We start from the raw sequence: 23,760 nt of genomic DNA on the forward strand, positions 1-23,760 counted from the left end.
TGTGGTTTCAGCCTGCTGATACGGGGACTGTTCGCAGCTGCGCCCTCGGCCTGGCCGCGGCGGCCGGTCGCGAGGACACGCTCGACGGCGAGCCGCCGGGCCACCGGAGGCCCTCTCCCCGCCGGCCGGCGACTGCACACCAGCGAGAGGAACGAGCACCCCGTGGACCTCAGCACCCTCGGCACCGAGACCCGCAACGACAAGACCGGCGACCTCGACCTGATGTCTCCCACCGAGTTGCTTCTCGCGATGAACGACGAGGACCAGACGGTCGCCGACGCCGTCCGCCGGGCCGTGCCGGACATCGCCGCCGCCGTCGACGTCATAGTGGCGTCGCTCCGTCAGGGCGGACGGCTGATCTACCTCGGCGCCGGCACCAGCGGCCGGATCGGCATGCTCGACGCCGTCGAGATCCCACCCACCTTCGGTACGACGCCCGAGCGGGTCATCGGTCTGCTCGCCGGCGGGGCACGAGCCTTCGGCGTCGCCGTCGAGGGCGCGGAGGACGACCCGACCCGCGCCGTCGCCGACCTGGACGCCGTCGGCCTGACCGCCCGCGACACTGTGGTCGGGCTCGCCGCCAGCGGCCGTACCCCGTACGTGGTCGGTGGGTTGGATCACGCCCGCGCGCTCGGCGCGGCGACCGTCTCGGTGGCCTGCAACACCGACGCGGTGACCAGCCGGCACGCCGACGTCGCCATCGAGGTGCCCACCGGCCCCGAGGTGCTCACCGGCTCCACCCGGCTCAAGGCCGGCACCGCCGAGAAGCTGGTCTGCAACATGCTCTCGACTGCCACGATGGCACGGCTCGGCAAGGTGTACGGCAACCTGATGGTGGACATGAACGCCACGAACGAGAAGCTCGTCGACCGGGCGCGGCGGATCGTCGCCGAGGCCGCCGACACCGACCTCGACACGGCCGCGCGGGCGCTCGCGGCGGCGAACGGGCACGCCAAGACGGCCATCGTGCTGCTGCTGGCGAACTGCACCGCCGAGGAGGCCGCCGCCCGGCTGCGCGCCGCCGACGACGACGTCCGGGCGGCCGTCGCTGCCTGACCCGGGGATTCGCCGGGGCGTCGTGACCGGGCCGGGGCAGCGGTAGCTCGTTGCCCGGCTCGGGTCAGTCCTCCAGGTCGAACGCGAAGGTGCCCGCCTCGATGCGGTCGATGAGCTGGCTGACATCGTCGGCTTGCCGGATGGCGGTGTCCCACCCGCCACTGGCGATGTCGACAAGCAGCACCGGGGCGGGGTCACTGCGCAGGTCGAGGACGAGCTGTTCCCTGGAGCCGTCACCGCCGATGATCGCGATACCGGGGTGCGCGGCGGTGGCCTGGTCCCATGCCTCATGCAGCTCGAGCATCTCGCGTGGGGAATTGAGCCACACGTACGCCTCGGTGGCCATCCAACCCCGCCGGAACCACGACTCGCCCCGCAGGTAGGTGCGCCACGCCTCGGGCAGCGCTCGCCCCAGGGCCTCCTCCGCGTCGGTGAACTCCTCGTCGTCGACTGGGCCCCGATACTCGGCCTCGGCGGTGATCGCGCCGGCGATGTTGGCGTTGAAGTCGTCGAGTTCCTCGGCGGGAATCCAGTACTCCAGCACATCGCGACCACCGGCCTGCTGAACCTCGTAGCGGTCCAGGTAGGAACGTCGCACGTCGAACCGGGTCACGTAACCGACGCCTTTGGCGGGGACGTTCCACTCGCGGGCGATCTTCGTGGCGTACCAGCGGTTGAGCACCGGGTAGAAGATCGGCTGGTCGGGCAGGCGTGGTGGCCAAGCCCGCCAGCCGGCCGCCGCCACGAGGTCGAGTTCGGCCTGCCCGGTGGGCCGCCACAGCGTGATCGTGTCGGAGGTGCCGATGGTCTGCTCCCTGTCAGTCCCGGTGATGGCGGCATGATGCCACCGCCCGACATTCTGCCCTCTCGGCCCCGACACTTCGCCGATGAGCGCGACGCCGTGGACGACGGCAGATTGCTACTTCGACGAAGCGCCCCGTCCATAGCGGACGGGGCGCTTTCTGGTGTCAGTCGAGCTGTGGGTCCGGAACCGTTCGGTCCTCGTCCGCGACGCCGTCGGGGGAGCTGGCCAGCTCGATCCGGGGGGACCGATCCGGCGGGAGGTGGGCGAAGTCGGCGATGACGACGACATCCACCTCCCCGTCGATCATCGTCTGCTCGACGGTCTCCCAGGGTGCCCGCATGATTCCTGCGAATCGGTAGGAGTGTTCGCGAAGGTGGCTGAGACACCTCGCGACGGCGGGCTCCGACGGCTCGATGTGGGCGGGGATCCAGATAACGGCGATTTCCATGAACCTCTCCTGATCAACGTCGTGGACGCGAGTGGGTGATCAGGAGGTGTCGGGGCGGGGGAGGACCCCGCTCGACGGGACGGCTGGTAGCGCGCCTGTCGACGGCGGTGACGGTAAGACCTGGCCGCAGCGGCGACATGGGCGGCGAAACTTCGGCTGTTGACGTGGGTGGATCAGCGCCGCCGCCGCCGACGCCGGTCGGTGCGGACGCGAGCGCCAGCACGAACGCCGGTGGCCCCGGTGCGGGACGGACGGGCGGGTTGGGCCGCTGTCCGGTGACGGCGGTCATCGTCGCCCGTGCCTGCGCCCACGCGTGACCATCGGACGTGCCACGAGCGCCGCTTCGGGTCGCCGTCGCCGGTACACGCGTCGACGGTGCCGGCGATGGCGGTGAGGCCATCCGTGCCTTCGGGGATGCCGAGGCCGAGGGCGCGGGTGTGGCCTGCGGCGACGGTGTGCCGGCCGGCCGACTTGGCCGGGTGGTGGAGGGCTCGGCCGACGGCGTCGGCAGCGGAACGGCCGACGGCAGGGGCAGCGGGTCCGTCGACGGCAGGGGCAGGGGCAGGGAGACGGCAGCGGTCGGCAGGGGCAAAGGGACGGTCAGCCGCACCTCGACGAGGTCGGCCACCGAAACCGTGATGGCCTCCGGCGAGGTGGCGACCTCCACCAGCGGGAGCCGCGACGGCGATGGGGTGTCGGCGTGGGCAGGGTTGGCGCCCAGAGCCGCGCCGAGCGCCACCGCGCCGAGCGCCACCGGGGGGAGGCTGTGCCTCAGCCGCATCAGAGGGAGGCCGCCGGCAGCGCGGTCGCCAGGCCTGCCAGGTCCGGCTCACCGGTGCGGTGCCGCCGGCCGAGCTGTTGACCCTCGCACCCTGCCGTTCCCTCCATGTGCGGGTTCTTGCCCCGGGGGACCGGGGGCTACACCTTCTGTCGATATCTCCGGTGAACGATGTGGACGGACCGGGAGCGCACCCGATCGGGTCACACCCTCGCCTCGGCGGGTGTCGGCGTGGGGTCGAGCGGCAGGTCGCGCAGTCGGCGGATCGGCGTCGACAGGTAGATGATCGGGGACAACACGGTGAGCCCCCCGAAGATCAACAGGGTGGTTCGCGCGCCGAGTGGCCCGGCCAGGATGCCGGCGAGCAGGCCGCCGAGCGGGATGGCGCCCCAGGACACGAACTTGACAGTGGCGATCACCCGGGACAGCAGTTCCGGTGGGCTGGCGAGCATCCGGTAGGTGCGGGTGGTCACGCTGAGCACCACGGTGGAACTCGCGAAGATGAGGTTTCCGACCGCGAAGGCCACTAACGCGGCGGTGCCGGTGCCCAGGGGGATGATGAGGGCGCCGACCACGCCGACGAAGGCCGCGATGATCAGGCCGCGTGCGGTGCCGAACCGATCGGTGAAGCGGGTCGTCAACGCCGCGCCGATGAGCGCGCCGAGGCCGTCGGCGGCGATCAACAGCCCGACCATGAGCGGCGACGCGTGCAGCTCACGCACCAGGTAGAAGGGGAACAGGGCGAGCATGGCGCCGTTGACGAAGTTCGTCGCGGTGGCGTCCCACATGGCCGGTCCGATGATCGGGTGCCGAAGCACGAAGTGCCAGCCCTCGCGGATCATCGTGATCATCGGCGGCCGCTCGGCCGGTCGCTGCACCCGCCGGGCCGGCAGGGTGCGCAGCAGCACGGCGGAGAGCAGGTAGCTGACGGCGTCCACGAACAGCGTCGGCACCGCACCCAGCACCTGCACGGCGAGGCCGCCCAGGGATGGCCCGCCCAGCGCGGTGGCGGCGTGTGTGCCCGAGGTGAGGCTGTTGCGGGCCTGTAACTGCGCGGGCGGCACGATCTCCGGCAGGAAGGTCTGGTTCGCCACGTCGAACAGCACGTTGGCGAAGCTCACCACCAGGGCGACCGCGACCAGCTGGGCCACCGTCAGCATGTCGTACCACCAGGCCAGCGGGACCGACGCGATGGCGAGGGCCCGGACCAGATCTAGGACGACCTGCATGCCGCGCAGCGGCAGGCGCTGCACGATCACGCCCGCCGGCAGGCTGATCAGAAGGTACGCCAGGTAGCCCGCCGCCGTGATCAGACCCATTTCGAACGCCGACGCGTGGAGCACTGTCAGCGCGGTCAGCGGCAGGGCCAGTGTGCCGACCGCCGAGCCGAGTTGGCTCGTCGTGCCGGCGACCCACCATCGCCAGAACGCAGTAAGTCCCATAATGGAACTCACTATAGGGGCGCGCGGGAGACGGCGTCGACCCCGCCGATGCGGGCTGACCGAGAACCCGCTGCCTATCCCGCTCTGCGCACCATTTCGCCGATCCAGGTGGGCGCGAACGGAGACGTGCAGCCGGGGGAGGTGGGGTAGTCCTTCAGCACCTCAAGGCGTTCGCCGATGGCGATCGCCCGAGCGCGGTGCTCGGCGTGCTCGATGCCGATCTGCGCCAGGCAGTGGTTCATCGCCCACTGCAGGCGATCCGGCGCGTCCTTCATCTCGGTCTCGATCACATCGAGCAACCCCGGAAGGTCGAGACCCTCGGGTTTCTTCGTCACACGTTCGGTGGTCAGCGCCCAGCCGGCACTCGCGACCACGGCATCGGGGTCGGCGAACCAGGCCCGCCGCAGATTCTCGGAGTGCGGGCTCTTCTTCACCACGTAATTCACGAGCCAGTCGTGCACCTTCGGGGTGCGCGCCTCGCGCACCATGACGTCCAACTCGTCCCGCTCGAACGCCTTGGGACGGCAGATCAGAACTGCCAGCAGCCGCGCCGACGCATCGCCCGTCGACCAGAGTTGGCGCGCGAGGTCGTGCTGCGTCTTCAGCCGCTTCGCGAGCGCGCGAAGCGCGCCGAGGTGCACCGCATGATCATCACCGTGTCTGGCGTTCACCTCCCGTGCCTTCGGGTCCTCCAACTCGGCCAGCTCGGCCATCACCTCGGCCACCGTCTCAGTCGACGTCGTCGCAGCCACCACAGCCTCCTTCCCGTCGGGTTGGTGCACCTTACGGCGACGGTGGGACACCGGACGCCCGGCGCGGCCCCGACCGACACGTTCAGCAGGCCGGGCGCAAGCCGTCGGGCCGAACGTTTCACACTCGCGTAACGGGTATCCAGGCGTACCAGTGCGACCGGCGGTGAACAGCTTCACGGAGTGAGGGGGCACCTGTCATGCCTGATCCACAGCCCACCATCGTGCTCGTGCACGGTGCGTTCGCCGAGTCGGCGAGCTGGAACGGTGTGCTCGAGCGGCTGGGCGCCGCGTACGACTCGGTGGCCGTCGCGAACCCGCTGCGGAGCGTCGCGGGCGATGCCGCGTACGTGCGGGATGTCGTCAGCGGGATCGGCGGTCCTGTCGTCCTCGTCGGCCACTCGTACGGCGGCATGGTGATCACGCAGGCCGCTGCCGGCGACACCTCGGTGCGGGCCCTCGTGTACGTCAACGCCTTCGCTCCGGACACGGGAGAGTCGGCAATGACGCTGTCGGCGAAGTTCCCCGGCAGCACGCTCGCCGACACGCTGGTGCAGTACCCGCTGTCGAGCGGTGGGAACGAGGTGGCGATCGGCCAGGACCAGTACCACGCGCAGTTCTGCGCGGACTCGTCGGACGACGTGGCCGCGCTGATGGCCCGGACCCAGCGGCCGATCACCGAAGAAGGCCTGGGTGGCAAGCTCACCGGCGACCCCGCCTGGCGGTCGCTGCCCAGTTGGTTCGTGTTCGGGGACGCTGACAAGAACATCCCCGCCGACGTGCACCGGTTCATGGCCGAGCGGGCCAACCCCCGGGGGCAGCGTGAGGTCGTCGGCGGCTCGCACGCGATGGCTGTGGCCCGGCCGAGCGAGGTCGCCGAGACCATCATCGAGGCGGTTCGGGGCGTGAGCTGACGGTCCGGCCGGACAGCTGGCGGTGGGCCGACGACGACAGGTCGCCGGCCCACCACCGCCTTTGGCTAGCGAACCCGTAGCTGCTGGTGGACCGCTGCGGTGGGGGCGTGGACCCTGTCGCCGGAGTAGGCGACGTGCACCGGGTACATTCCTGCGGGCTGCCCGCCGGTCGGCAGTTCGACGACGGCCGCGCCACCACGGAGCGGAACGACCTGGGTGGTGCCGCCGAAGGTGACGGCGACCTCGCCGGTCACCTTCGGAGCCTTGCGGTGCGGAGACTGTGCCCGTACGTCGACGGTCAGCGTGAACGTGCCACCGCTGACGACCGAGGCCGGCGTGGCCTTCGCCTGCACCGCGACCCGTGCCGGGCCCGGAGGCGTCAGTGTGACCTCAGCCGAGCGTGACATGGTCGGATCGACCACCGACGTCGCCACGACGGTGAGCGACGACGCGGTCTCCGCGGCGGCGACCGAGAGCAGACCCGCCGCGGAGATGGTGGTGCCGGTGGATGTCGCTCCCTGGACCGACCACGTCACCGCCGGGCTGACACCCTCGTTGGTCCTCACCTGGGCGGTGAACTGCCTGGCCCAGTTCCAACCCTTCGTCAGGTTCACCGTCGCCGGCGTCACCGACACGGAGTCCACCCCCGACCACAGGTGATCCCGGGCGAAGATCGTGAACAGCTGGCCCGCCGTCATTCCGTCGTGCGCGCCGGGGACCTGGGTCGTCGCGGCGGCGTATCCCCTGGCCCGGAAGTTGTTCGCGATGGCGTTCTGGGCGTTGAGGTTGCCCTCGAAGATGCCATTGCCGAGGAAGACGGACAGGTTGTCGTCCCCGACCGCGTTCGCGATGGTGTCGTAGTCCTGCGTGGTGAGCGACGGATTGCCGGAGAAGTGTCCGTAGAACGCGAAGGTGGTCGGGTAGTTCCTGATGACGACGCCGCCCGTCATCCCGCCGTACGAGAACCCGGCGTAGGCCCGCCCGGAGCGCTCGGTCGAGACGTTGTAGCTGCTCTCGATGAGGGGCAGGATCGTCTGGACCAGGTTGTTTGCCGCGTTGGTCTGGTTGTAGGACGCGAAGCCGAGGCCGGTGCCCGTGAAGTGGTTGCCCATCGTGACGACCACCGTTGGCTCGATCTCGCCCCTGGCCGTCATGTTGTCCAGGATGTTCGGGACGTTCGCGGGGACCATGAAATCGGTCTCGTCGCCGAAGATGCCGTGGGCGAGGTACGCGACCTTGTACGGCTTCGCGCGGTTGGCGTCGTAGGTGGCCGGCAGGTAGACGCCGAGGTAGTGGCCGCTGTCGCCCAGGATCGTGGTGTACGGGACGTACCGGACGGTTCCCCGCTTCGCGCGGTCGGCCACGGGCAACTCGTAGTCCGCACGCGCCTTCAGCACCGGGTCGTCCTGCTTCTTGGCGTACGGCACGTGCACGGCGTCGAGCACGTCGTTGTTCCTGACCCGGAACGAGGAGTCGCCCGGCGGCCGGGGGTTCGTCGAGGCGGGGTCCCAGATGCGCTTGTTCTCCCAGCCCCGCGTCGGGTCCCAGACCCGGTACCAGTAGCTGAGACCTCCGGCGTGCAGCGGGACCGAGACCGACCAGTTCCCCTTCGGGTCCCTGGTCATCTCTCGGAGGAACTCGGTGCCGCCCGCGTGGTAGCGCCCCGGCTGCCACTCTTCCGGCTGGTAGCGCGTGGTGCCGGTGTTGACGTCGAGCAGGGTCAGGTCTCCGGCGAGGCGGACCTGGGTGGCGTGGGGATTGCGGTAGACGAAGGTGACTGTTTGTCCGGTCGGTGAGGTGCGGTCCGCCTTGACCGTCGCACCGGGCACTGGTGCGGGCCTGCCGGCGGCGGCAGCCGGCGTGGGGACGGCGGCCCCCGCTCCGAGTGCCGTGAGCGCGAGAATCGAGATCGCAAGCCGGAGCCTGCGTCTTCCGGTCGTTTCCCTCATGCGCGAAGACTCCTTTGTGGTGGTCGCTCGTCGCGGTCTGGTCCGGTGCGGGGAGTTGAGGGCTTCGATGGTCGCTAAATCGAATTAGCATCGGGAGTGTGGCTGGCTGAAGCTTTCGATGTCAAGGGTGTCCAGGGCCGAGGCCGGCCAGCGCCTCGATGGGTGCGCCACCTGCGGCCTGCGGGTTTTCCCAGCTGACCGGCGCTCGGATGGCAAGGTGAGGGCCATGGACAGGAAGCACGTCGCGGATTGGCTGGCCACCTACGAGCGACTCTGGCGGACCCCGGGCACCGACGCGCTGGTCACGCTCTTCACCGAGGACGCGAGCTACCAGCAGGGGCCGTACTGGACGCCCGTCGTCGGCCTGCCGGCCATCGCCCGGATGTGGGAGAAGCAGCGCAAGGGCCCCGACGAGGTGTTCCAGCTGACCACGAAGATCGTCGCGGTCGAGGGTGACACCGCCGTGTCGTGCCAGGAGGTCCGCTACGGCGACCCGGTCGACCAGGAGTACCGCGACCTGTGGGTCATGCGATTCGCTGACGACGGGCGGTGCCGCTCATTCGAGGAGTGGCCGTTCTGGCCGGGACAGCAGCCCGCCGACCCGCCCGACGGCTCCTGACCGGAAACGGTTGCGGCGACGCCCCAGCCGACGGGGTAGGGGACCTGACCGACGCTCCGTCGGACCGGTCGCACCACCTGCCGTGAGCTGGGGCGTCACCGTGATGACGTCGACCCGTCAGACCGGGGCGGCCGGGCAGCTAGCGCCGACCGGCGGTGTGCTTCTGGTGATGAAGTACCGCTCCACCTGACGACGGGTGCACTCGGTCCGTGGGTAGCTGGCGTGGCCCGACCCCTCGTAGGTGACGAGGTGGCCACGGCTGCCGAGCTGGCGTACCACCCGCTGGGCCCCGTCGTACGGGGTGGCCGGGTCGTACCGCCCGTTGAGCACCAGCAGCGGCGCGCTCGTCCGGACCCGCAGCCGATGTTGTGGGTTGTTCGCCGTCCAGCCCAGGCAGATCGCGGCGAAGCGGACTGCCAACGGGGAGGCCCGCAGGTGCGGTGCCGTGGCGCGGGACAGGTCGAGGTACCGGTTCCAGTCGGCGAACCCGTCGACGGGCAGCGACCAGTCCTGGCAGAACGCCGGCAGGGCGTACTCGGTCAGGGTCTCGTCGCCGTCGACCGGCACCATCGGGGACGCGAGTGCGGCGGCCTCGCCCCGCTCCAGCGCGAGCAGCATGTTCGCGAGATCGGCCCAGGTCGCGTCGAAGAAGTTGACGACTGTCGCGAACCCAAGCTCGAACCAGGTCAGCGGGGCGCCGGTGGTCGCGTCGACAAGCGTGCCGGCGTCGGCGCGGCGCATCAGGCGGTCGTAGAGCGCCGGCACGTCACGTCCGTGCAGCGCGCAACCAGAGTTCCGCTCGCACCAGGTCACGAATTCGTGGAACAGCTCCTCGTTACTGGCCGCACCACCGCGGAAGTACTCCCGCACCCCCTGGCTGTGGTCCATCACGCTGTCCATGACCAGTGCGCGGACACGGTCGGGGAACAGTTCGGCGTAGGACTGCCCGATCAGGGTGCCGTAGGACCACTGATAGAAGCTCAGCTGCCGCTCACCGAGTGCGGCCCGGATGGCGTCGGTGTCGCGCGCGACGCTCACACTGTCCAGGTGGTCGAACAGGGGGCCACTCTGGGCGCGGCAGTCGTCGCGCAGCTGGCGGTTGTAGGTGCGGAGCCGCTCGAACTCCGCCGCGTCGGCGGGCGTCAGGGAGGGGTGCCGGGCCAGCAGCGCCGATGAGCAGCGCACCGGCGCGCTACGGACGGTGCCCCGGGGATCGAAGCCGACGATGTCGAAGCGGCGCAGCACGTCCGGCCCGAGCTGGCTCTCGGCCGTCAGTGCCACGTCCACCCCGGACAGGCCCGGACCGCCGGGATTGAAGACCAGGGCACCGATGCGGGCGGCCGGGTCGGTGGCGGTGCGCCGAGCCAGCGCCAGTGGGAAGGTCTCCCCTCCCGGTCGGGCCCAGTCGACAGGCAGGAGCAGGGTGCCGCACCGCGTGCCCGGATCGTCGGGCCGTTCCGGGCACGCCTGCCAGTCGATCCGACCGTTCCACCCGCCGGTGGTGTCTACGGTGGCCGGCCCGGTGCCGTCGGCTGGCGTGGTGCCCGCGAGCGACGGTGGGGCGTTGAGCGAGAGGGCGACCAGGACCGCGACGACGGCCGAGAGGCTGCCGAGGAGCCGCCGCCGTCGACGATCAACCCCGGGCGGATGCCGGAAGGTGGTTCTCTTCGTGGTCAACATTCGTCCAGCCTGCCGACGGCCGGTCCACGTCGGATCCACGCCGCAACGGTCGGCACCGGGAGTTCAGTGGTACGCGGCCAGCCGCTCGGACAGCACCGCGGCCTGTGGATGACCGACCCGGTCGAGGATCGCCAACGCCTGTCTCCACAGGTCGAGCGAAGTGTCGTGGTCACCCACCGCCTGATGGGTGTCGCCGAGGCGGACGAGTGTGTCCGCCCTTCCACACGGGTCCTGGACGTCGGAATAGAGCGCCAGAGCGCGCCGGTAGCAGTCCGCGGCTGTCGGAAGTTTCCCGAGGCCGTGGTAGGCGAATCCGAGGCTGTCCCAGGTGTGGGCCGCGCCGAGCCGGTCCTCGGCCTCCTCGTAGAGCGCGAGCGCCTGCTCGCAGTAGGTGATGGCGCGGGGGTGTTCGTCGAGCCGCGCGTGGCTCCAGCCGAGCGCGTTGAGCGCCGCCGCCTCGCCGAGCCGGTCGTCGGTGCCGCTGGCCAGCGCCAGCGCCCGCCTGGCGTGCGGCAGTGCCGCCCCGGCGTCGCCCTCGATGTCGGACAGCCAGGCGAGGTGCAGGTGGGTGCTGGCCTGCCCCGGGCGGTCGCCGGCCTGGTCGTACCGGGCCATCGCGCGCCGGAGGTGATGGTGGGCCGCACCGAACCGGCGGTGCTGGATGTGGGCCAGCGCGAGATCCCGGTGGGCCAGCGCCTCGGCCCGGGGGTCGGCGCGACGCTGCGCGACAGTGACCGCGACGGCCTGCACGGTGGCCAGGTCGTGCCACTGCGAGAGCCGGCTGAGCAGGGGCGTGAGGGACTGGGCGAGCTGCCCGGCGTGGGCGTCGAAGCTGTGCGCTACCGCGTCGTCGACGACGGCCAGCAGCACCCGCGCTTCGATGGTGAACCAGGCCAACGCGGCCCGGTGGTCGGCGAACGCCGACGGTGACGCGTCGGCGCGCAGGGGCGGCGGATCGAGCGGCTGCCAGCCGGGGTCGACCAGCCTCGCCGCGTCATGAGCGACACACAGGTAGTGGTCCAGCACGCGCCTCCGGACGGCGCTACGGTCGGCCGGACGGTCGAGCGTGTGCGTCAGCTCCTCCCCGTACGCGCGGAGCAGATCATGACAGCGGTAGCGGTCGGGGGACGGCTCGGCCAGCAGGTTCGCCCGGGTCAACTCGTCGAGCGCCTGCCGGATCAGGTGCGGTGGCGCCCCGGCGAGGCTGGCCGCCGCCGCCGTGCTGACGTCCGGGGCGGCGTGCAGGCTGATCTGGCGGAACAGTCGGGCCGCGTCCACGCTGAGCAGTCGGTACGACCAGGAGAGCACGGTGCGCACATCGGTGGCGGCATCGTCGGTGGCCAGGGCGGCGAGCCCGCCCCGGCTCGCCGCCAGATCGTCGGCGATGGCCTGGAGCGGAAATGTGGGCCGGGCGGCGGCTCGCGCGGCCACGATGGACAGGGCCAGGGGCAACCGCGCGGTACGTCTGATCAGCTCGTCCACCGCTGCCGGCTGCGCGGCGGCCCGCTGCGCACCCAGTCGGCGGACGAGCAGTTGGCGCGCCTCGTCGTCGCTGGGCAGGTCCAGCGCGAGAGGTTGGGCGCCGTCGGTGGCGACCAGGCCGGGCAGGGTGTGGCGACTCGTCACGAGCACACCGCAGCCTGTCGACCCCGGAAGCAGCGGCCGCACCTGTTCCGCGTCGCGGGCGTTGTCGAGCAGCACGAGCAGCCGTCGGTCCGCGGTCAGGCTGCGGTACAGGGCGAACTGGGCCGCCGGCTCCGCCGGGATCTCCAGGGGTTTCACACCCAGGGCGGGCAGAAGCGAGCGTACGACGACGGCTGAGGGTGACGCCTCCTGCGTCGCGGTGCCGAATCCCCCCAGGTCGACGTGGAGCTGCCCGTCGGGGTAGTGATGCAGGTTGTCGTGCGCCCAGCGCAGTGCCAGCCAGCTCTTTCCGACGCCGCCCGTACCGGTGATGACGACGATGCTGGCAGAGGGGGAGTCACCGAGCAGCAGCGTGGTGAGCCGGGCCAGGTCCCCGGCCCGGCCGGTGAACAACGTCGGTGGGGCCGGCAGTTGCCGGGGGACGATTCGCGGCGCGATTCTCTCCGGTGGCCGCGGATCGGATGTCAACAGCTCTCGCTCCGCCCGCAGGATGCGGGTGTGCAGGTGTTGGATGTCGGGACCGGGCTCGACTCCCACCTCCTCGGCGAGGAGGTGGCGGAGCTGCCGGTACGTCGCCAGCGCGTCGGCCCGCCGGCCGGTCCGCGCCAGGGCCACCATCAGTTGCCCCCATGGGCGCTCGCGCAGCGGATCGTCGTCGACCTGGCTCCGCAGCGGTTCGATCAGCTCGTGATGCCGTCCGGCGCGCAGTTGGAGGTCCGCGACCTCTTCGGCCAGGCTCGACCGCTGCTCCTGGAGCCGCGCTCGGACGGAGAGCAACACGCCCCAGCCGGGGAGGCCCGCGAACGGCTCCCCACGCCAGAGCGCCAACGCGGCCTCGAACGACTCCTGGGCGGCTGCCCAGTGACAGTGCCGCAGCGCGGAATACCCGCGCTGGGCCAGGTCGTCGAAGGCCACGCTGTCCACCGTCAGCCCGTCCAGGGCGAGGCGGTAGCCGGTGGGCCCGGCGAGGATGGCGGGGTCGGGGAAGCCCGGGGAGCGCAGCGCCCGGCGCAACGCCCAGACGTAGGTCTTCACGTTGCCGGCTGCCGTCTTCGGTGGGCGCCCCTGCCACAGCTCGTCGACGAGTTGGTCGATGGACCACCCGGCGCCCGGCTGCGACATCAGCACGGCCAGGAGGCGCACCCGCATCGGCGTGCCGAGGGCCAGCCGTTCCCCGCAGGCCGACCGCACCTCGACCGGCCCGAGTAGTTGGTACCGCGCCGCCGGTGGCGCCCCAGCGGGGTCCATCGCCTCATCGTAGGGGTCCGAATCATTCCGTCTCATCGGCTGGGCGGCCGCGGTCCACCCCCGTCTGTCGAGTGGTGTGCTCCGTCACGCAGGTGGGCATGGTCAGGACGTTGGGGTGCCGCAGGGGCGACTGCTACAGTCGAGATTGTTGCGGCCGCAAATTTATCAGCGGCAACTACTTTGGGAAGGATGCCTCCGATGACCAAGCTCTCCGTCATCTACTACTCGTCCACCGGAACTCTCCACGCCATGGCCAAGCGCCTCGCCGAGGCCGGCGAGAAGGCGGGCGCCGAGGTGCGGCTGCGTCAGGTTCCGGAGCTTGCCCCGGCCGAGGCCATCGCCTCCAACGCCGCCTGGAGCCAGCACTTCGACGCCACGAAGAACGAGCCGAAGGCCACCGCCGACGACGTCGTCTGGGCGGACGCTGTGCTGTTCGGCACGCCCACCCGTTACGGCAACGTGGCCAGCCAGCTCAAGCAGTTCATCGACACCCTCGGCCCGCAGTGGGCGCAGGGCCTGCTCGCCGACAAGGTGTACGCGGGCTTCACCGCCTCCATGACCGCGCACGGCGGCCAGGAGTCGACGCTTCTCGCGCTCTACAACACCGTCCACCACTTCGGCGGTCTGGTCGTCGCCCCGGGCTACACCGACCCGCTGAAGTTCGCCGACGGAAACCCGTACGGCGTCTCGCACGTCACCGGCGGAAGCAACGACGCCCCGCTGGGCGACGCCCAGTTCGCTGCCCTCGACCACATGGCCGAGCGGGTCGTCAAGATCGCCGGCAAGCTCAGCGCCTGATCGCGCTGGCGCTCTAACGGACGCCCGCGTCCACGCGGGTGCTCAGTTGGGCGAGGGCCGGTCTCCCACGACGGGAGGTCGGCCCTCGGCGTCCTCAGACCGCGATCGCCGCGATGGCGGCAAGCGGTCGATGCTCGTCGGTGCCGGGCCGCCGGAGGCGTTCGACCTCCCGGAAACCGGCCCGGCCGAGTCGTTCGGAGATCTCGTCGACCGGCCAGCGGTAGGCGGTCAGGACCTTGTGATCGAAGGCGCCGACCTCGTCGGCGTCGAAGACGCCCAGGACCAGTCGCCCGGCCGGGACCAGCACGCGCCGGAACTCCTTGAGCATGTCGTCGACCTCCGGCGGCGGAAGATGAATCAACGAGTACCAGGCCAGGATGCCGTCGATGGAGTCCTCGGCGGCGTCCAGGCGTTCCATCGAACCGATGTGAAACTCGACGCCCGGGTGGGACGCGCGCGCATGCGCGATGAACTCGGGGACCAGGTCGATCCCCGTTGCGTCGACGCCCAGCTCACGAAGGTAGCCGGTGAGGTGGCCAGGCCCGCACCCCAGATCGAGTACGCGGCCGGGTCGGCTGCCCAGGTGTCGTCTGATGAGGGCGAGGTCGTCGGTGTCCACCTGCTGGCTCGTGCCGAACAGCTCGATGTAGAGCTCCGCGACGGACCCGTAAGCCTGCCGTACAGTGTCCGTTTCCATCGCGGCACTATACGGGGCACCAGACCTTGCTGAGGCGGCCTACCGTGATGGCCATGACACGTCGAGCCACACTGGCCGGCATTTCTGCGGGCCTGCTCCTGCTGGGTTGCTCGGTTGGCGCGCCGACCGAGAACGAACCCAAAACTGAATCCGCCCCGATGTCGGCCGCCAGTGCTGATGCCACCACGACGGCTGAGGCGATCGGTCTGCTGCGTGGGGGCACGGCGTTCGTCAATCAGACGAGTTATCGCAGCGACGTCGACATCGCCAGCCAGATCACGACGCTGTCGCACACCGACAACGTCCACAAGCGTCTGAACGCCAAGATTTCGGCGCCGGGTGGGGTCATCGAGATCCGGATGATCGACGACGAGGTCTACATGACGACCGGTCTACCCATGCCCGGTGTCGGCGACGGGTGGATGGCCCTCGACCCGGCCCGGATGCCGTCGGACTTCGGCCTGAGCTTCGCGCCGGGCAGGAACGACTCCGGCGGCTCGGGCCGCCTGATCGACGCCATCGTCACCGCACGAGCTGACGGCCCGCAGATCTCGGGGACACTCGACGCGACCCGGATTGGCGCCGGTAACGGGATCAGCTTCCGTCCCGGTCCCGGTGCCGTCTTCCCGGACAGCGCGCGCAGCCACGCGTTCCGGGCATCGCTGGACACCGAGGGTCGGCTGGTCAGCTTCCTGATGCCGGAGGCCAGCGGGCTGCCGAACGCGTCGCTGCGCTACAGCGACTTCGGTACGACAGTCACTGTCGCTCGGCCGGCTGGAGCGGTCGCCGCCCCCGACGCCCTCTATCCCCAGCTCGGCATGGGCGGAGGGAAGTAGCGGGGACCGGCGTTTGCCTTCTGAAGCTAACGCGGTTAGCCTTTAGCTAATCACGTTAGCTTCACTGGAGGACGTCATGACCGAATACCTGGACATTGCCGGCAACACCATCGCCTACGAGGTCACCGGGCAGGGCCCACTGGTCGTCCTGGCGCACGGCATGGGCGACACCCGGCACTCCTACCGCTTCCTCGCCCCGGCCCTGGCCGCGGCCGGATACCGGGTCGCCAACGTCGACATCCGTGGCTGCGGCGACTCCAGCCTCGGCTGGGACGGCTACAGCCGTACCGACATCGCCGGTGATCTCGTCGCGGTCGTGCGCCACCTCGGCGGGCCGGCCGTGATCATCGGCCAGTCGATCAGCGGGGGTGCCGCGACCATCGCCGCCGCCACCGCGCCCGAGCTGATCGTCGGCGCCATCGAGCTGGCGCCGTTCACCCGCGCACAGTCCTTCGACCTTGGCGGGCTGGTGCGGGTGAAGCGCTTCCGGGCCGGCTTCACCCAACTGGCGCAGGTTCTCCTGCGGGGCAGCCTGGCGAACTGGCGTAGGTACCTCGACCTGGCGTACCCCACCAAGCCCGCCGACTGGCACAGCGAGCTGACGCGCATCGAGGCCACGATGAGTGAGCCCGGCCGGATGAAGGTCCTCCAGGCCATGGCCAAGAGCAGCCCGGACGACGCCGGTCGGCAACTGCCCAACGTCACCTGCCCGGTCCTGGTGATCCAGGGCAGCGCCGACCCGGACTGGGCCGACCCGCGGGCCGAGGGGGAGCGCATCCTCGCCGACCTGCCGCGAGGGCTCGGCGAGCTGGCTGTCATCGAGGGGGCGGGCCACTACCCGCACGCCCAGACGCCCGACGAGGTCCTCGCCCTGGCCCTGCCCTTCCTCGCCCGGACGCTGACCATTGCGTAAGGCCCGGCTCACCCCGGCATCGGTCACCGAGGCCGCGGCCGCGTTGGTCGACGAGGTCGGCTTCGACAACCTCAGCATGGGTCTGCTCGCCGAACGGCTCGGGGTCAAGACCCCCTCGCTCTACAAGCACGTCACCAGCCAGGCCGAGCTGGCGCACCGGATCGCCGTCCTGGCCATGACCGAGGCCGGCGATGCCATCCGCGACGGCATTCAGGGCCGGTCCGGCAGCGATGCCCTCGCCGCTGGCGCGCAGGCGATGCGGGCGTACGTGCGGGAACACCCGGGCCGATACGCAGCCGCCAACGCCACCCGCCCGACCGGCCCCGACGACCCGTTCATCCCGGCCAGCGAACGGGTGCTCGCCTCCTGGGCGGCCATGCTGAGCGGGTACGGCCTGGATCCCGGCCAGGAGATCCACGCCATGCGGACGCTGCGCAGCGTCCTGCACGGTTTCGCCACCCTGGAGGCGGCCGGTGGCTTCCAGATCGACGCGTCCGTCGACGAGAGCTTCACCTGGTTGATCAACTTCATCGATCAGGGCCTTCGCGCCGGCGCCGCCAGCGGCAGCGACGCCGCCCGCTGACCGCCTGGACCGGTACCGGTCGCCTGCGGTGCCTACCCCTGGCGGGGAGTGGCTGGGGCCGGCAGGGCTCGCAATACTTCGAGCCATCAACGCGAGAGGACAGCTCGGCGACTTCCTCCAGGCCCGGCGCTCCCAGCTGCGGCCGGAGGGCACCGGCGTGCCGACGTACGGTGAGCGGCGCCGGGTTCGAAAGCGACGTCGCCTTCGTCGGTGACCACCGGGTCATCGCGACGCTGAACGGACCGAACACTGTGGTGGGCGTCGACGCGGCCGGCCGTTCCCGAACGTTGATGACCGCCGCCGACGGGTTGCAGAACCCGACCTCGGTGGCTGTGCGTGGCCGCACCGTCTACGTGCTCAGTGCCGCGTACAGCACCGGCATCGACCCCAACCTCGCGCTGGCCACCCTGCCGCTCCGCTGACCCGTCACTCCTTGGACGACCCCGTCAATCAGTGGGGTCCGCTCCCTCGATACTGAGCGCTCGGGTCGCCCGTCGCCGTCCGATGACGGCGACGGGCGACCCGACGCTTCCCTGCAGGCGGGGGAGAGGCGGATCGGTCACGGCGCGGGTCGGAAGTGCTGCTGCTCGCTCGACGAGCCGTCGGGCCTGCTCGGTCGACGACGGCCGAGGTGGAAGGCAGTTGCCGCGGCCAGCGCGGCCACGACGATGAGTGCGGCGAAGACCGGGTGCATGTCCTTGGACAGGCTCGGGGCGCGGTCGGGCCCGATGGCCCAGAGGATCAGCGGGACGGCGTAGGCGGTGGCGAGTGCTCCCGTCCAGCGGCGTAGTCCGTGTAGGTGGGCGTGCCGCAGGCTGACGGTCAGCGCAAGGACGACCGGGACGATGGCCAGCATGGCGAACTGGCCGACGACCAGGACCGGGACCGTCCAGATCGAGATGATGACGGTACGGTCGACGCGCCGGGAAGGCGAGATGGGGGGCATTGTCGTCTCCGTCATCGGGTCGGGTTGGTGGTCGCGGGACGCCACGCCAACCAGCCACGGCACAGCAGGTAGGCGGCCGCGACGACGGCGACGAGCCCGAAGTCGATGATGGCCGACAGGCGTGCCTCGGGGACGTCTCCGATCAGCGCGCCGAACACGACGAGCGCGGCCTTGCCGACGAGAACGATCTCCCAGACACCGGCCGCTTGTCGGGGCCTGACCGCGAGCAGGGCGAAGAGCGCGGCGAAGATGCCGAAGCTGGAGACTCGCCAGCCTTCGATGAACAGACGGTCGTCGCTGGCGTTGAGTGTCAGTAGTACGCCGTTGACGAACGCGACGCCGGTGGCGAGGGATGCGAGGGCCGCCAGCCCACGGCCGACGAGGTCCGCGCGGTGCGCGGGGCCGGCGGTGTCGATTCGGGTAGCGGTAGCGGTGGTCATGAGAGGCTCCATCCTTAGGTAACGCCTGTTAACTTACATCAGTTAACTTACGCCCTCGCCTAACGCCTGTAAAGTCAGAGTGTGACCACACCGAGAACGCGGGCCCGCAACAAGCGCGGCGAAGGTGCCCAGCTGCGCGACGAGATCCTCGACGCCGCCATGGCGCTCCTGGAGGACGACCCGCCGCAGAACGTGACCCTGCGGGGGGTCGCCCGGCGGGCCGGCATCTCCGCACCGTCGATCTATCCGCACTTTCCGGACCTGGATTCGATCCTGCTCGCTGTCGCGCAACGCGCGTTCGGCATCCTCGAGCAGGAGTTGGGCGCACTGGATGACGCGGATCCGGTCGAGCGCCTGCGCGCGATCTGCGTGGCCTACCTGACCTTCGCCGAACGCCGGCCCCATCAGTACCGGGTGATGTTCGGTGCCGTCTGGGATGCGGGGCAGGCGCTTGAGCGGGCCCCGGCCATGGCGGACGAGCTCGCCGTGCTCGGCATGGGAGCCTTCGAGGTCTTCCGGCGTACGCTCGCCGACTGCGTCGCGGCGGAACGATCGACCAGCGCGGACCTCTTCGCCGACGCGACGGCCCTCTGGGTCGGGCTGCACGGATTCGCCCAGCTTCAGGTGGCGGCGCCGTTGTTCCCGTGGCCGCCGGGGCTGCTCGACTCCATCATCGACCGGATGGCGCTGCTGCGCTGAGTGAACGGCTCAGGCGTCCGCGAGCAGGAAGTCGACGGTGCCCGTGCCGCCCGGTCGAGCCGCCGAGGACGGGCGGGCGAACGGGTCGCCTGATCGTGTCGGCGTCGTGCGACGATTTCCGGCGTGGCAGAGACTGCGGCGACGTTGACCGAGATCCGTGCGCGGATCGACGAGTTGGATCGAGAACTGGTCGGGCTGCTCGCCAGGCGGGAGGCACTGGTCCGGCAGGCCGCCCCGCTCAAGAGCGATGCTCAGGCGGTCCGTGCGCCGGACCGGGTGGCGCAGGTGGTGGCCCGGGTCCGCACGGTGGCCAGCGAGGCCGGCGCCGACCCGGATCTGATCGAACAGATCTACCGGGGAATGATCCAGGCCTTCATCGACATGGAGACCGACGAGCACCACCGCGTCACCGGCGGGTCGGCGCCGACAACGCGGTGATCGCCCGAAGCGTGCGCGCTCAGGTCGCGGAGCGGATCTCACCGTCCTGGCTCGCCAAGGCGGGCGGCGCGTAGCCGAGCTCGTACGAGATCTCGTTGGCGGTCTCCAGGAGCAGCGGAAGGTTGCTCTTGAGTTGGTCGAGGCTTGCGATGACCTCGATCGCCGTGATCGAGGCGGCGGCGATGACCTGTCCCCGAGAGTCCCTGATCGGCGCGGCCACGCACATCACGTACGCGTCGTGCTCGCCGTTGTCCACGGCCCAGCCGCAGTCGTGGATGCGGGCAAGTTCGGCTTCCAGGGCACCGTGGTCGGTGAACGTGGTGTCGGTGAATTTCTCAAAGACGACGTGGGAGAGAAGGCGGTCGCGTTCCTGCCGGGGAAGGTAGGCCAGGATCGTCTTGCCCACAGCGCTCGCGTAGATGGACACCGCCCGTCCCACCCGCGAGGGCAGCTTGACGGCGTCGAACGCCGGGCTGTCCACCTTGTCGATATAGATGATCTCGTCGCCGGTCAGTTGCGCCAGGTGTACGGTGTGGCCGGTCGCGCGTTGCAGCGCACGCAGGTGCGCGGCAGCGGGCTGGCGGAGGTCCATCGAGCCGAGCGCGAGCTCGGACAGCTCGATCAGGCCGCTGCCGAGCACATAGGTGCCCGCGCCGGTACGGCGGACGAAGCGCGCGGACTCCAGTGTCTGCAGGATGCGCAGGGCTGTGGACTTGTGGACGCCGAGCACGTCCGCAGCCTCCGTGAGGGACAGCGGGTGCTCCGCGGATCGACGGATGAGGTCGATCGCGCGGCGGATTGATTGCGCCAAGGCTGTGTCTCCCCTCGCGCGACGGGCAACGCCGTCGCTCTCATTGCACATTATGCAATATAGATGACGCTATGCGCAATCGCCACTTGACACCGTTGCACATGACGCTACGATCGTTGCAATTTAATCGGTTCGATGCCAACACGTAACAGTGGAGTAACGATGGGTAATAAGCGCGCTCATTTCGGCATCGCCAGGGCGACATGCGCCCTCGGCCTGGTCGCCACCCTCCTGACCGGTTGCGGCTCGGACGGCGACTCCGGCGACGGCGTCACCAAACTGACCTTCGCCGCCTCGACCTTCGGCGACCCGGGCCGCGGGCCCCTGTTGACGAAGTGGCTCGACGAGTTCAACCAGAGCCAGACCAAGGTCCAGGTGTCCGCCGCCGCGGTGCCGTACCCGACCTTCGGCCAGACCGTGCTCACGCAGATGGGCAGCGGCAAGGGCCCCGACCTGATTCGCTTCGACATGCCCGAGTTCGAGGCGGCCTCCGACGCCGGCCTCGTCGCGCCGCTGGACAAGATGATCGACGCCAGCAAGTACGACCTGCTCAAGCAGCCGGACCAGTTCATGGTCCACGACGGCGTCCGGCACGGCGTCATCTTCGAAGCGTCGAACTACGCGATGTTCTACAACGCGGACCTGATCCCGACGCCCCCGACCACCTACGAGCAGTTCGCCTCCACCGCGAAGTCGCTGACCAAGGGTGACGTCTTCGGCCTGGCGTTCCGCCAGACGGAGGCAGAGGAGGCCGGTGTCTGGCAGGACATCTTCAACTACGTCTACGGCTTCGGCGGGGCGTGGTCCGACGGGAAGAACCTGACGATCAACTCGCCCGAGAACCTCAAGGGTCTCCAGGCGTTCAAGGACCTGTACGACGCGAACGTGATCCCGCGCGGCGCGGACGCGGCGACGTTCCGGCGGATGTTCGCCGAGGGCAAGGTCGGGATGGAGCTCAACAACGGCGGCTACGTGACCGCCACCCGCGGCCAGAACGCCAAGCTGAACTTCACCGTCGCGCCCATCCCGTTCCCGGTCCGCAAGCAGGGCGCGATCCTCGCACCGATCGTCATCAACGAGGCGAGCGAGGGTAAGGACGAGGCCGGCACCTTCATCAAGTGGGCGCTGGAGCCGCAGAACCAGGTGAAGCTGCAGGAGATCCTCGGCGCGAGCAGCGTCGCCACCACCACGCAGCGCAGCGCGGAGGCGCTCAAGGCGACCCCGTTCCTCCCCGTCTTCGACGGGCTCACCGAGACCAGCCTGCCGCAGATCGTGCTGGGGTTCGAGGCGAAGACGCCGGACATCCGCAAGGTGGTTGTGCAGAACGTGGTCGCGGCACTGCAGGGCAAGGCCGACCTCAAGTCGGCACTGGATCGCGCCCAGCAGCAGGCGACCGAACTGGTGCGCTGACCGCTCGACACGGCGACGCTGCCGGCGCGACGATCCGTGCGCCGGCAGCGTCCTTCCCCCAGAAGGACCGAACCCGATGACTGTGGTCGAGCAGACCGGAGCACCGAAGACAACACCCCCAGGCCGGCGTCGGCCCAGCCCGCTGGGCAGCAAGTGGACGCCCTACCTGTTCCTGGCACCCGCCGCCCTGTTCATCCTCGTCTTCCAGGCGGTGCCCCTCATTCAGGAGGTGTACCTCAGCTTCACCAGGACGAGGCTGCTCAATCCCACCCGCAGCGAGTGGGTCGGGCTCGACAACTACAACCGGATCTTCGGTGACCCCGAATTCCACCGCACCCTGCTGATCACCTGTGTCTACGTGATCACCTGTGTGGTCGTCGCGATCGGCGCCGGGCTCGCCGTCGCGCTCCTGCTCAACAAGAAGTTTCGCGGCCGGGGCGTGGCACGGGCGCTGGTGACCGTCCCCTGGGCCGCCCCGGGCATCGCGGTCGCGCTCATCGCCACCTGGATGCTCAACGCGCAGTACGGCATCGTGAACCGCTTCCTCGACGCGGTCGGGCTCGGCGTCCCGGGTGGGGCCATCCTGGACAGCTCGCGCTACGCGCTGCCGGCGGTGCTCGCCACGACCATCTGGCAGCTGTTCCCGTTCACCTCGGTGGTGCTGCTTTCCGCCCTGCAGTCCGTCCCGCAGGACCTCAACGAGGCCGCGACAGTGGACGGCGCCGGACGATGGGCCACCTTCCGGGCGGTCACCTGGCAGGTCATCAAGCCGACGGTGGGCCTGCTGGCCCTGCTGATGACGATCTGGTCGCTGCGGCGGTTCGAGCTGATCTGGCTGATGACCAAGGGCGGACCGGTCGGTGCCACCGAGACGCTCGTCATCGACCTCTACTCGCAGGCGTTCGACTCGAAGGAACTCGGATCGGCGGCGGCCATCGGAATGGTCGGCGTCGTCATCTCGCTCATCGTCATCATCGGCAGCCGCCTGGTCGCCCGTGCCGTGGAGAAGGGGGACGTCCGATGAGGCGCTTCCGATTCGGTGTCACCGCACGGATCGTCGCCGTGCTCGTCGTGCTGGGTGTCGCGGTGTTCCCGCTGTACTGGATGTTCGTCACCGCGCTAACCAGCAACAGCGACCTCTTCGCCGATCAGCCCCGGCTCACGCCCGACCTCGGTCAGTTCGGGGTCTTCGTGGACGCGCTCGCCGAGGGCAAGGCTCCCGGGTGGCTGCTCAACAGCCTGATCATCGCTGTCGGCACGATGGTTCTCTCCGTCGGCCTGGGCATCCCGCTCGGCTACGCACTGTCCCGGTTCTCGTTCTGGGGCAAGGCCGTGCTGACCGTTGTGCTGCTGTTCACGCAGATGCTTCCCGAGGCGCTCATGGTCGTCCCGCTGTTCGCGCTGTTCCGCCGCTTCGAACTGCTCGACTCGCTGACCGGCCTCGTCCTGGTGAACTCCGCCTTCGTCCTGCCGATCGTCGCGCTGATCCTCAAGGGCGCGATCGACGGAATCCCGAAGGAACTGGAGGAGGCCGCGCGCGCCGACGGCGCCCGGCCCTTCACCACCCTGACCCGCATCAACGTGCCGCTCATCGCGCCGTCGATCGCGGCCACAGCGGTCATCGCCTTCTTCCACGCCTGGAACGAGTACGTGTTCGCGGTGACGTTCATCTTCAACCCCGACCTGCAACCCGCCTCCGTCGGCATCGCGAACTTCATCGGCGAACTGGGTACACCGATCCAGACGGTGATGGCTGTCGCCTTCCTGTTCACGTTGCCCGCCGTCGCCTTCTACCTGTTGGTGCAGAAGTACGTGGTGTCCGGCATGACCGCCGGTGCGGTGAAGGGTTGAGCCGAA

The 23,760-nt window shown here is 69.9% G+C and carries 23 protein-coding genes and 1 pseudogene; 13 read left to right on the forward strand and 11 right to left on the reverse strand.

Features of this window, described 5'->3' with window-relative positions; all coding sequences use genetic code 11:
- The first annotated feature begins 162 nt into the window (after nt 1-162).
- Nucleotides 163-1,056, forward strand: a complete 894-nt coding sequence (gene murQ / locus OG992_RS00945) for an N-acetylmuramic acid 6-phosphate etherase (RefSeq protein WP_238684049.1) — start codon at nt 163-165, stop codon at nt 1,054-1,056.
- Between the two features lie 478 nt (nt 1,057-1,534).
- Here murQ and OG992_RS00950 read toward each other — a convergent pair.
- The 4 genes and pseudogenes from OG992_RS00950 to OG992_RS00965 form a co-directional block, all read right to left on the reverse strand.
- Nucleotides 1,535-1,861 (reverse strand): annotated as a pseudogene (locus tag OG992_RS00950) (ADP-ribosylation/crystallin J1); the annotation flags it as partial.
- A gap of 163 nt (nt 1,862-2,024) precedes the next feature.
- Nucleotides 2,025-2,309, reverse strand: coding sequence for a hypothetical protein (locus tag OG992_RS00955; protein ID WP_238684048.1), 285 nt, complete (start codon nt 2,307-2,309; stop codon nt 2,025-2,027).
- Between the two features lie 981 nt (nt 2,310-3,290).
- Nucleotides 3,291-4,529, reverse strand: coding sequence for an MFS transporter (locus OG992_RS00960; protein ID WP_266301994.1), 1,239 nt, complete (start codon nt 4,527-4,529; stop codon nt 3,291-3,293).
- Between the two features lie 74 nt (nt 4,530-4,603).
- Entirely contained in the window at nt 4,604-5,242 is a 639-nt protein-coding gene (locus OG992_RS00965; protein WP_274530921.1) for a DNA alkylation repair protein, read from the reverse strand.
- A 236-nt stretch (nt 5,243-5,478) separates the two neighbouring features.
- Between OG992_RS00965 and OG992_RS00970 the strand changes: the two genes are divergently transcribed.
- Nucleotides 5,479-6,192, forward strand: coding sequence for an alpha/beta fold hydrolase (locus tag OG992_RS00970; RefSeq protein ID WP_238684045.1), 714 nt, complete (start codon nt 5,479-5,481; stop codon nt 6,190-6,192).
- Between the two features lie 65 nt (nt 6,193-6,257).
- On the opposite strand, the gene OG992_RS00975 is transcribed toward OG992_RS00970, so the two are convergent.
- Nucleotides 6,258-8,021 carry an alpha/beta hydrolase-fold protein gene (locus OG992_RS00975; protein ID WP_266301995.1) on the reverse strand — a complete coding sequence of 588 codons (1,764 nt, stop codon included), beginning with the start codon at nt 8,019-8,021 and terminating at the stop codon, nt 6,258-6,260.
- 346 nt (nt 8,022-8,367) lie between these two features.
- On the opposite strand from OG992_RS00975, the gene OG992_RS00980 reads away from it, so the two are divergent.
- Complete coding sequence (locus OG992_RS00980; protein WP_238684043.1) at nt 8,368-8,760, forward strand: nuclear transport factor 2 family protein; 393 nt, start codon at nt 8,368-8,370, stop codon at nt 8,758-8,760.
- A 117-nt stretch (nt 8,761-8,877) separates the two neighbouring features.
- Here the strand turns inward: OG992_RS00980 and OG992_RS00985 are convergent, their stop codons facing one another.
- A complete protein-coding gene (locus OG992_RS00985; RefSeq protein ID WP_266301996.1) occupies nt 8,878-10,440 on the reverse strand; it encodes an alpha/beta fold hydrolase in 1,563 nt (520 codons plus the stop codon).
- Between the two features lie 63 nt (nt 10,441-10,503).
- Nucleotides 10,504-13,332: a BTAD domain-containing putative transcriptional regulator gene (locus tag OG992_RS00990; RefSeq protein WP_266301997.1), complete on the reverse strand. Its 2,829-nt coding sequence runs from the start codon at nt 13,330-13,332 to the stop codon at nt 10,504-10,506.
- 198 nt (nt 13,333-13,530) lie between these two features.
- Here OG992_RS00990 and wrbA point away from each other — a divergent pair, with 198 nt between their 5' ends.
- On the forward strand, nt 13,531-14,130 hold the full coding sequence (gene wrbA, locus OG992_RS00995) for an NAD(P)H:quinone oxidoreductase (RefSeq protein ID WP_196923813.1): 600 nt from the start codon (nt 13,531-13,533) through the stop codon (nt 14,128-14,130).
- Between the two features lie 94 nt (nt 14,131-14,224).
- On the opposite strand, the gene OG992_RS01000 is transcribed toward wrbA, so the two are convergent.
- Nucleotides 14,225-14,827: a bifunctional 2-polyprenyl-6-hydroxyphenol methylase/3-demethylubiquinol 3-O-methyltransferase UbiG gene (locus OG992_RS01000; RefSeq protein ID WP_266301998.1), complete on the reverse strand. Its 603-nt coding sequence runs from the start codon at nt 14,825-14,827 to the stop codon at nt 14,225-14,227.
- A 53-nt stretch (nt 14,828-14,880) separates the two neighbouring features.
- Between OG992_RS01000 and OG992_RS01005 the strand changes: the two genes are divergently transcribed.
- The 4 genes from OG992_RS01005 to OG992_RS01020 all read left to right on the forward strand — a co-directional run bounded on the left by OG992_RS01005 (nt 14,881) and on the right by OG992_RS01020 (nt 17,581).
- Nucleotides 14,881-15,663, forward strand: coding sequence for a hypothetical protein (locus OG992_RS01005; RefSeq protein ID WP_266301999.1), 783 nt, complete (start codon nt 14,881-14,883; stop codon nt 15,661-15,663).
- A gap of 76 nt (nt 15,664-15,739) precedes the next feature.
- On the forward strand, nt 15,740-16,576 hold the full coding sequence (locus OG992_RS01010; RefSeq protein WP_266302000.1) for an alpha/beta fold hydrolase: 837 nt from the start codon (nt 15,740-15,742) through the stop codon (nt 16,574-16,576).
- Nucleotides 16,569-17,159, forward strand: a complete 591-nt coding sequence (locus OG992_RS01015; protein ID WP_266302001.1) for a TetR/AcrR family transcriptional regulator — start codon at nt 16,569-16,571, stop codon at nt 17,157-17,159. Before OG992_RS01010 ends, OG992_RS01015 begins: the two co-directional genes overlap by 8 nt.
- 170 nt (nt 17,160-17,329) lie before the next feature.
- Entirely contained in the window at nt 17,330-17,581 is a 252-nt protein-coding gene (locus tag OG992_RS01020; protein WP_266302002.1) for a hypothetical protein, read from the forward strand.
- Between the two features lie 137 nt (nt 17,582-17,718).
- Here OG992_RS01020 and OG992_RS01025 read toward each other — a convergent pair whose 3' ends face one another.
- Together OG992_RS01025 and OG992_RS01030 are read right to left on the reverse strand one after the other, a co-directional pair.
- A complete protein-coding gene (locus OG992_RS01025) occupies nt 17,719-18,105 on the reverse strand; it encodes a hypothetical protein (RefSeq protein WP_238684034.1) in 387 nt (128 codons plus the stop codon).
- An 11-nt stretch (nt 18,106-18,116) separates the two neighbouring features.
- Nucleotides 18,117-18,545, reverse strand: a complete 429-nt coding sequence (locus tag OG992_RS01030) for a hypothetical protein (RefSeq protein ID WP_266302003.1) — start codon at nt 18,543-18,545, stop codon at nt 18,117-18,119.
- Between the two features lie 81 nt (nt 18,546-18,626).
- On the opposite strand from OG992_RS01030, the gene OG992_RS01035 reads away from it, so the two are divergent.
- Together OG992_RS01035 and OG992_RS01040 are read left to right on the forward strand one after the other, a co-directional pair.
- Nucleotides 18,627-19,244, forward strand: coding sequence for a TetR/AcrR family transcriptional regulator (locus OG992_RS01035; RefSeq protein ID WP_238684032.1), 618 nt, complete (start codon nt 18,627-18,629; stop codon nt 19,242-19,244).
- A 123-nt stretch (nt 19,245-19,367) separates the two neighbouring features.
- Complete coding sequence (locus OG992_RS01040) at nt 19,368-19,682, forward strand: chorismate mutase (protein ID WP_266302004.1); 315 nt, start codon at nt 19,368-19,370, stop codon at nt 19,680-19,682.
- A 19-nt stretch (nt 19,683-19,701) separates the two neighbouring features.
- Here the strand turns inward: OG992_RS01040 and OG992_RS01045 are convergent, their stop codons facing one another.
- Complete coding sequence (locus OG992_RS01045) at nt 19,702-20,493, reverse strand: IclR family transcriptional regulator (protein WP_266302005.1); 792 nt, start codon at nt 20,491-20,493, stop codon at nt 19,702-19,704.
- Between the two features lie 135 nt (nt 20,494-20,628).
- On the opposite strand from OG992_RS01045, the gene OG992_RS01050 reads away from it, so the two are divergent.
- The 3 genes from OG992_RS01050 (at nt 20,629) to OG992_RS01060 (ending at nt 23,754) form a co-directional block, all read left to right on the forward strand.
- Nucleotides 20,629-21,903, forward strand: a complete 1,275-nt coding sequence (locus OG992_RS01050; RefSeq protein ID WP_266302006.1) for a sugar ABC transporter substrate-binding protein — start codon at nt 20,629-20,631, stop codon at nt 21,901-21,903.
- 76 nt (nt 21,904-21,979) lie between these two features.
- Entirely contained in the window at nt 21,980-22,927 is a 948-nt protein-coding gene (locus OG992_RS01055) for a carbohydrate ABC transporter permease (protein WP_266302007.1), read from the forward strand.
- Nucleotides 22,924-23,754, forward strand: coding sequence for a carbohydrate ABC transporter permease (locus OG992_RS01060; RefSeq protein WP_266302008.1), 831 nt, complete (start codon nt 22,924-22,926; stop codon nt 23,752-23,754). Before OG992_RS01055 ends, OG992_RS01060 begins: the two co-directional genes overlap by 4 nt.
- Nucleotides 23,755-23,760 lie beyond the last annotated feature (6 nt).

The organism is Micromonospora sp. NBC_00362 (assembly GCF_026342155.1).
Classification (GTDB): Bacteria; Actinomycetota; Actinomycetes; order Mycobacteriales; family Micromonosporaceae; genus Micromonospora; species Micromonospora hortensis.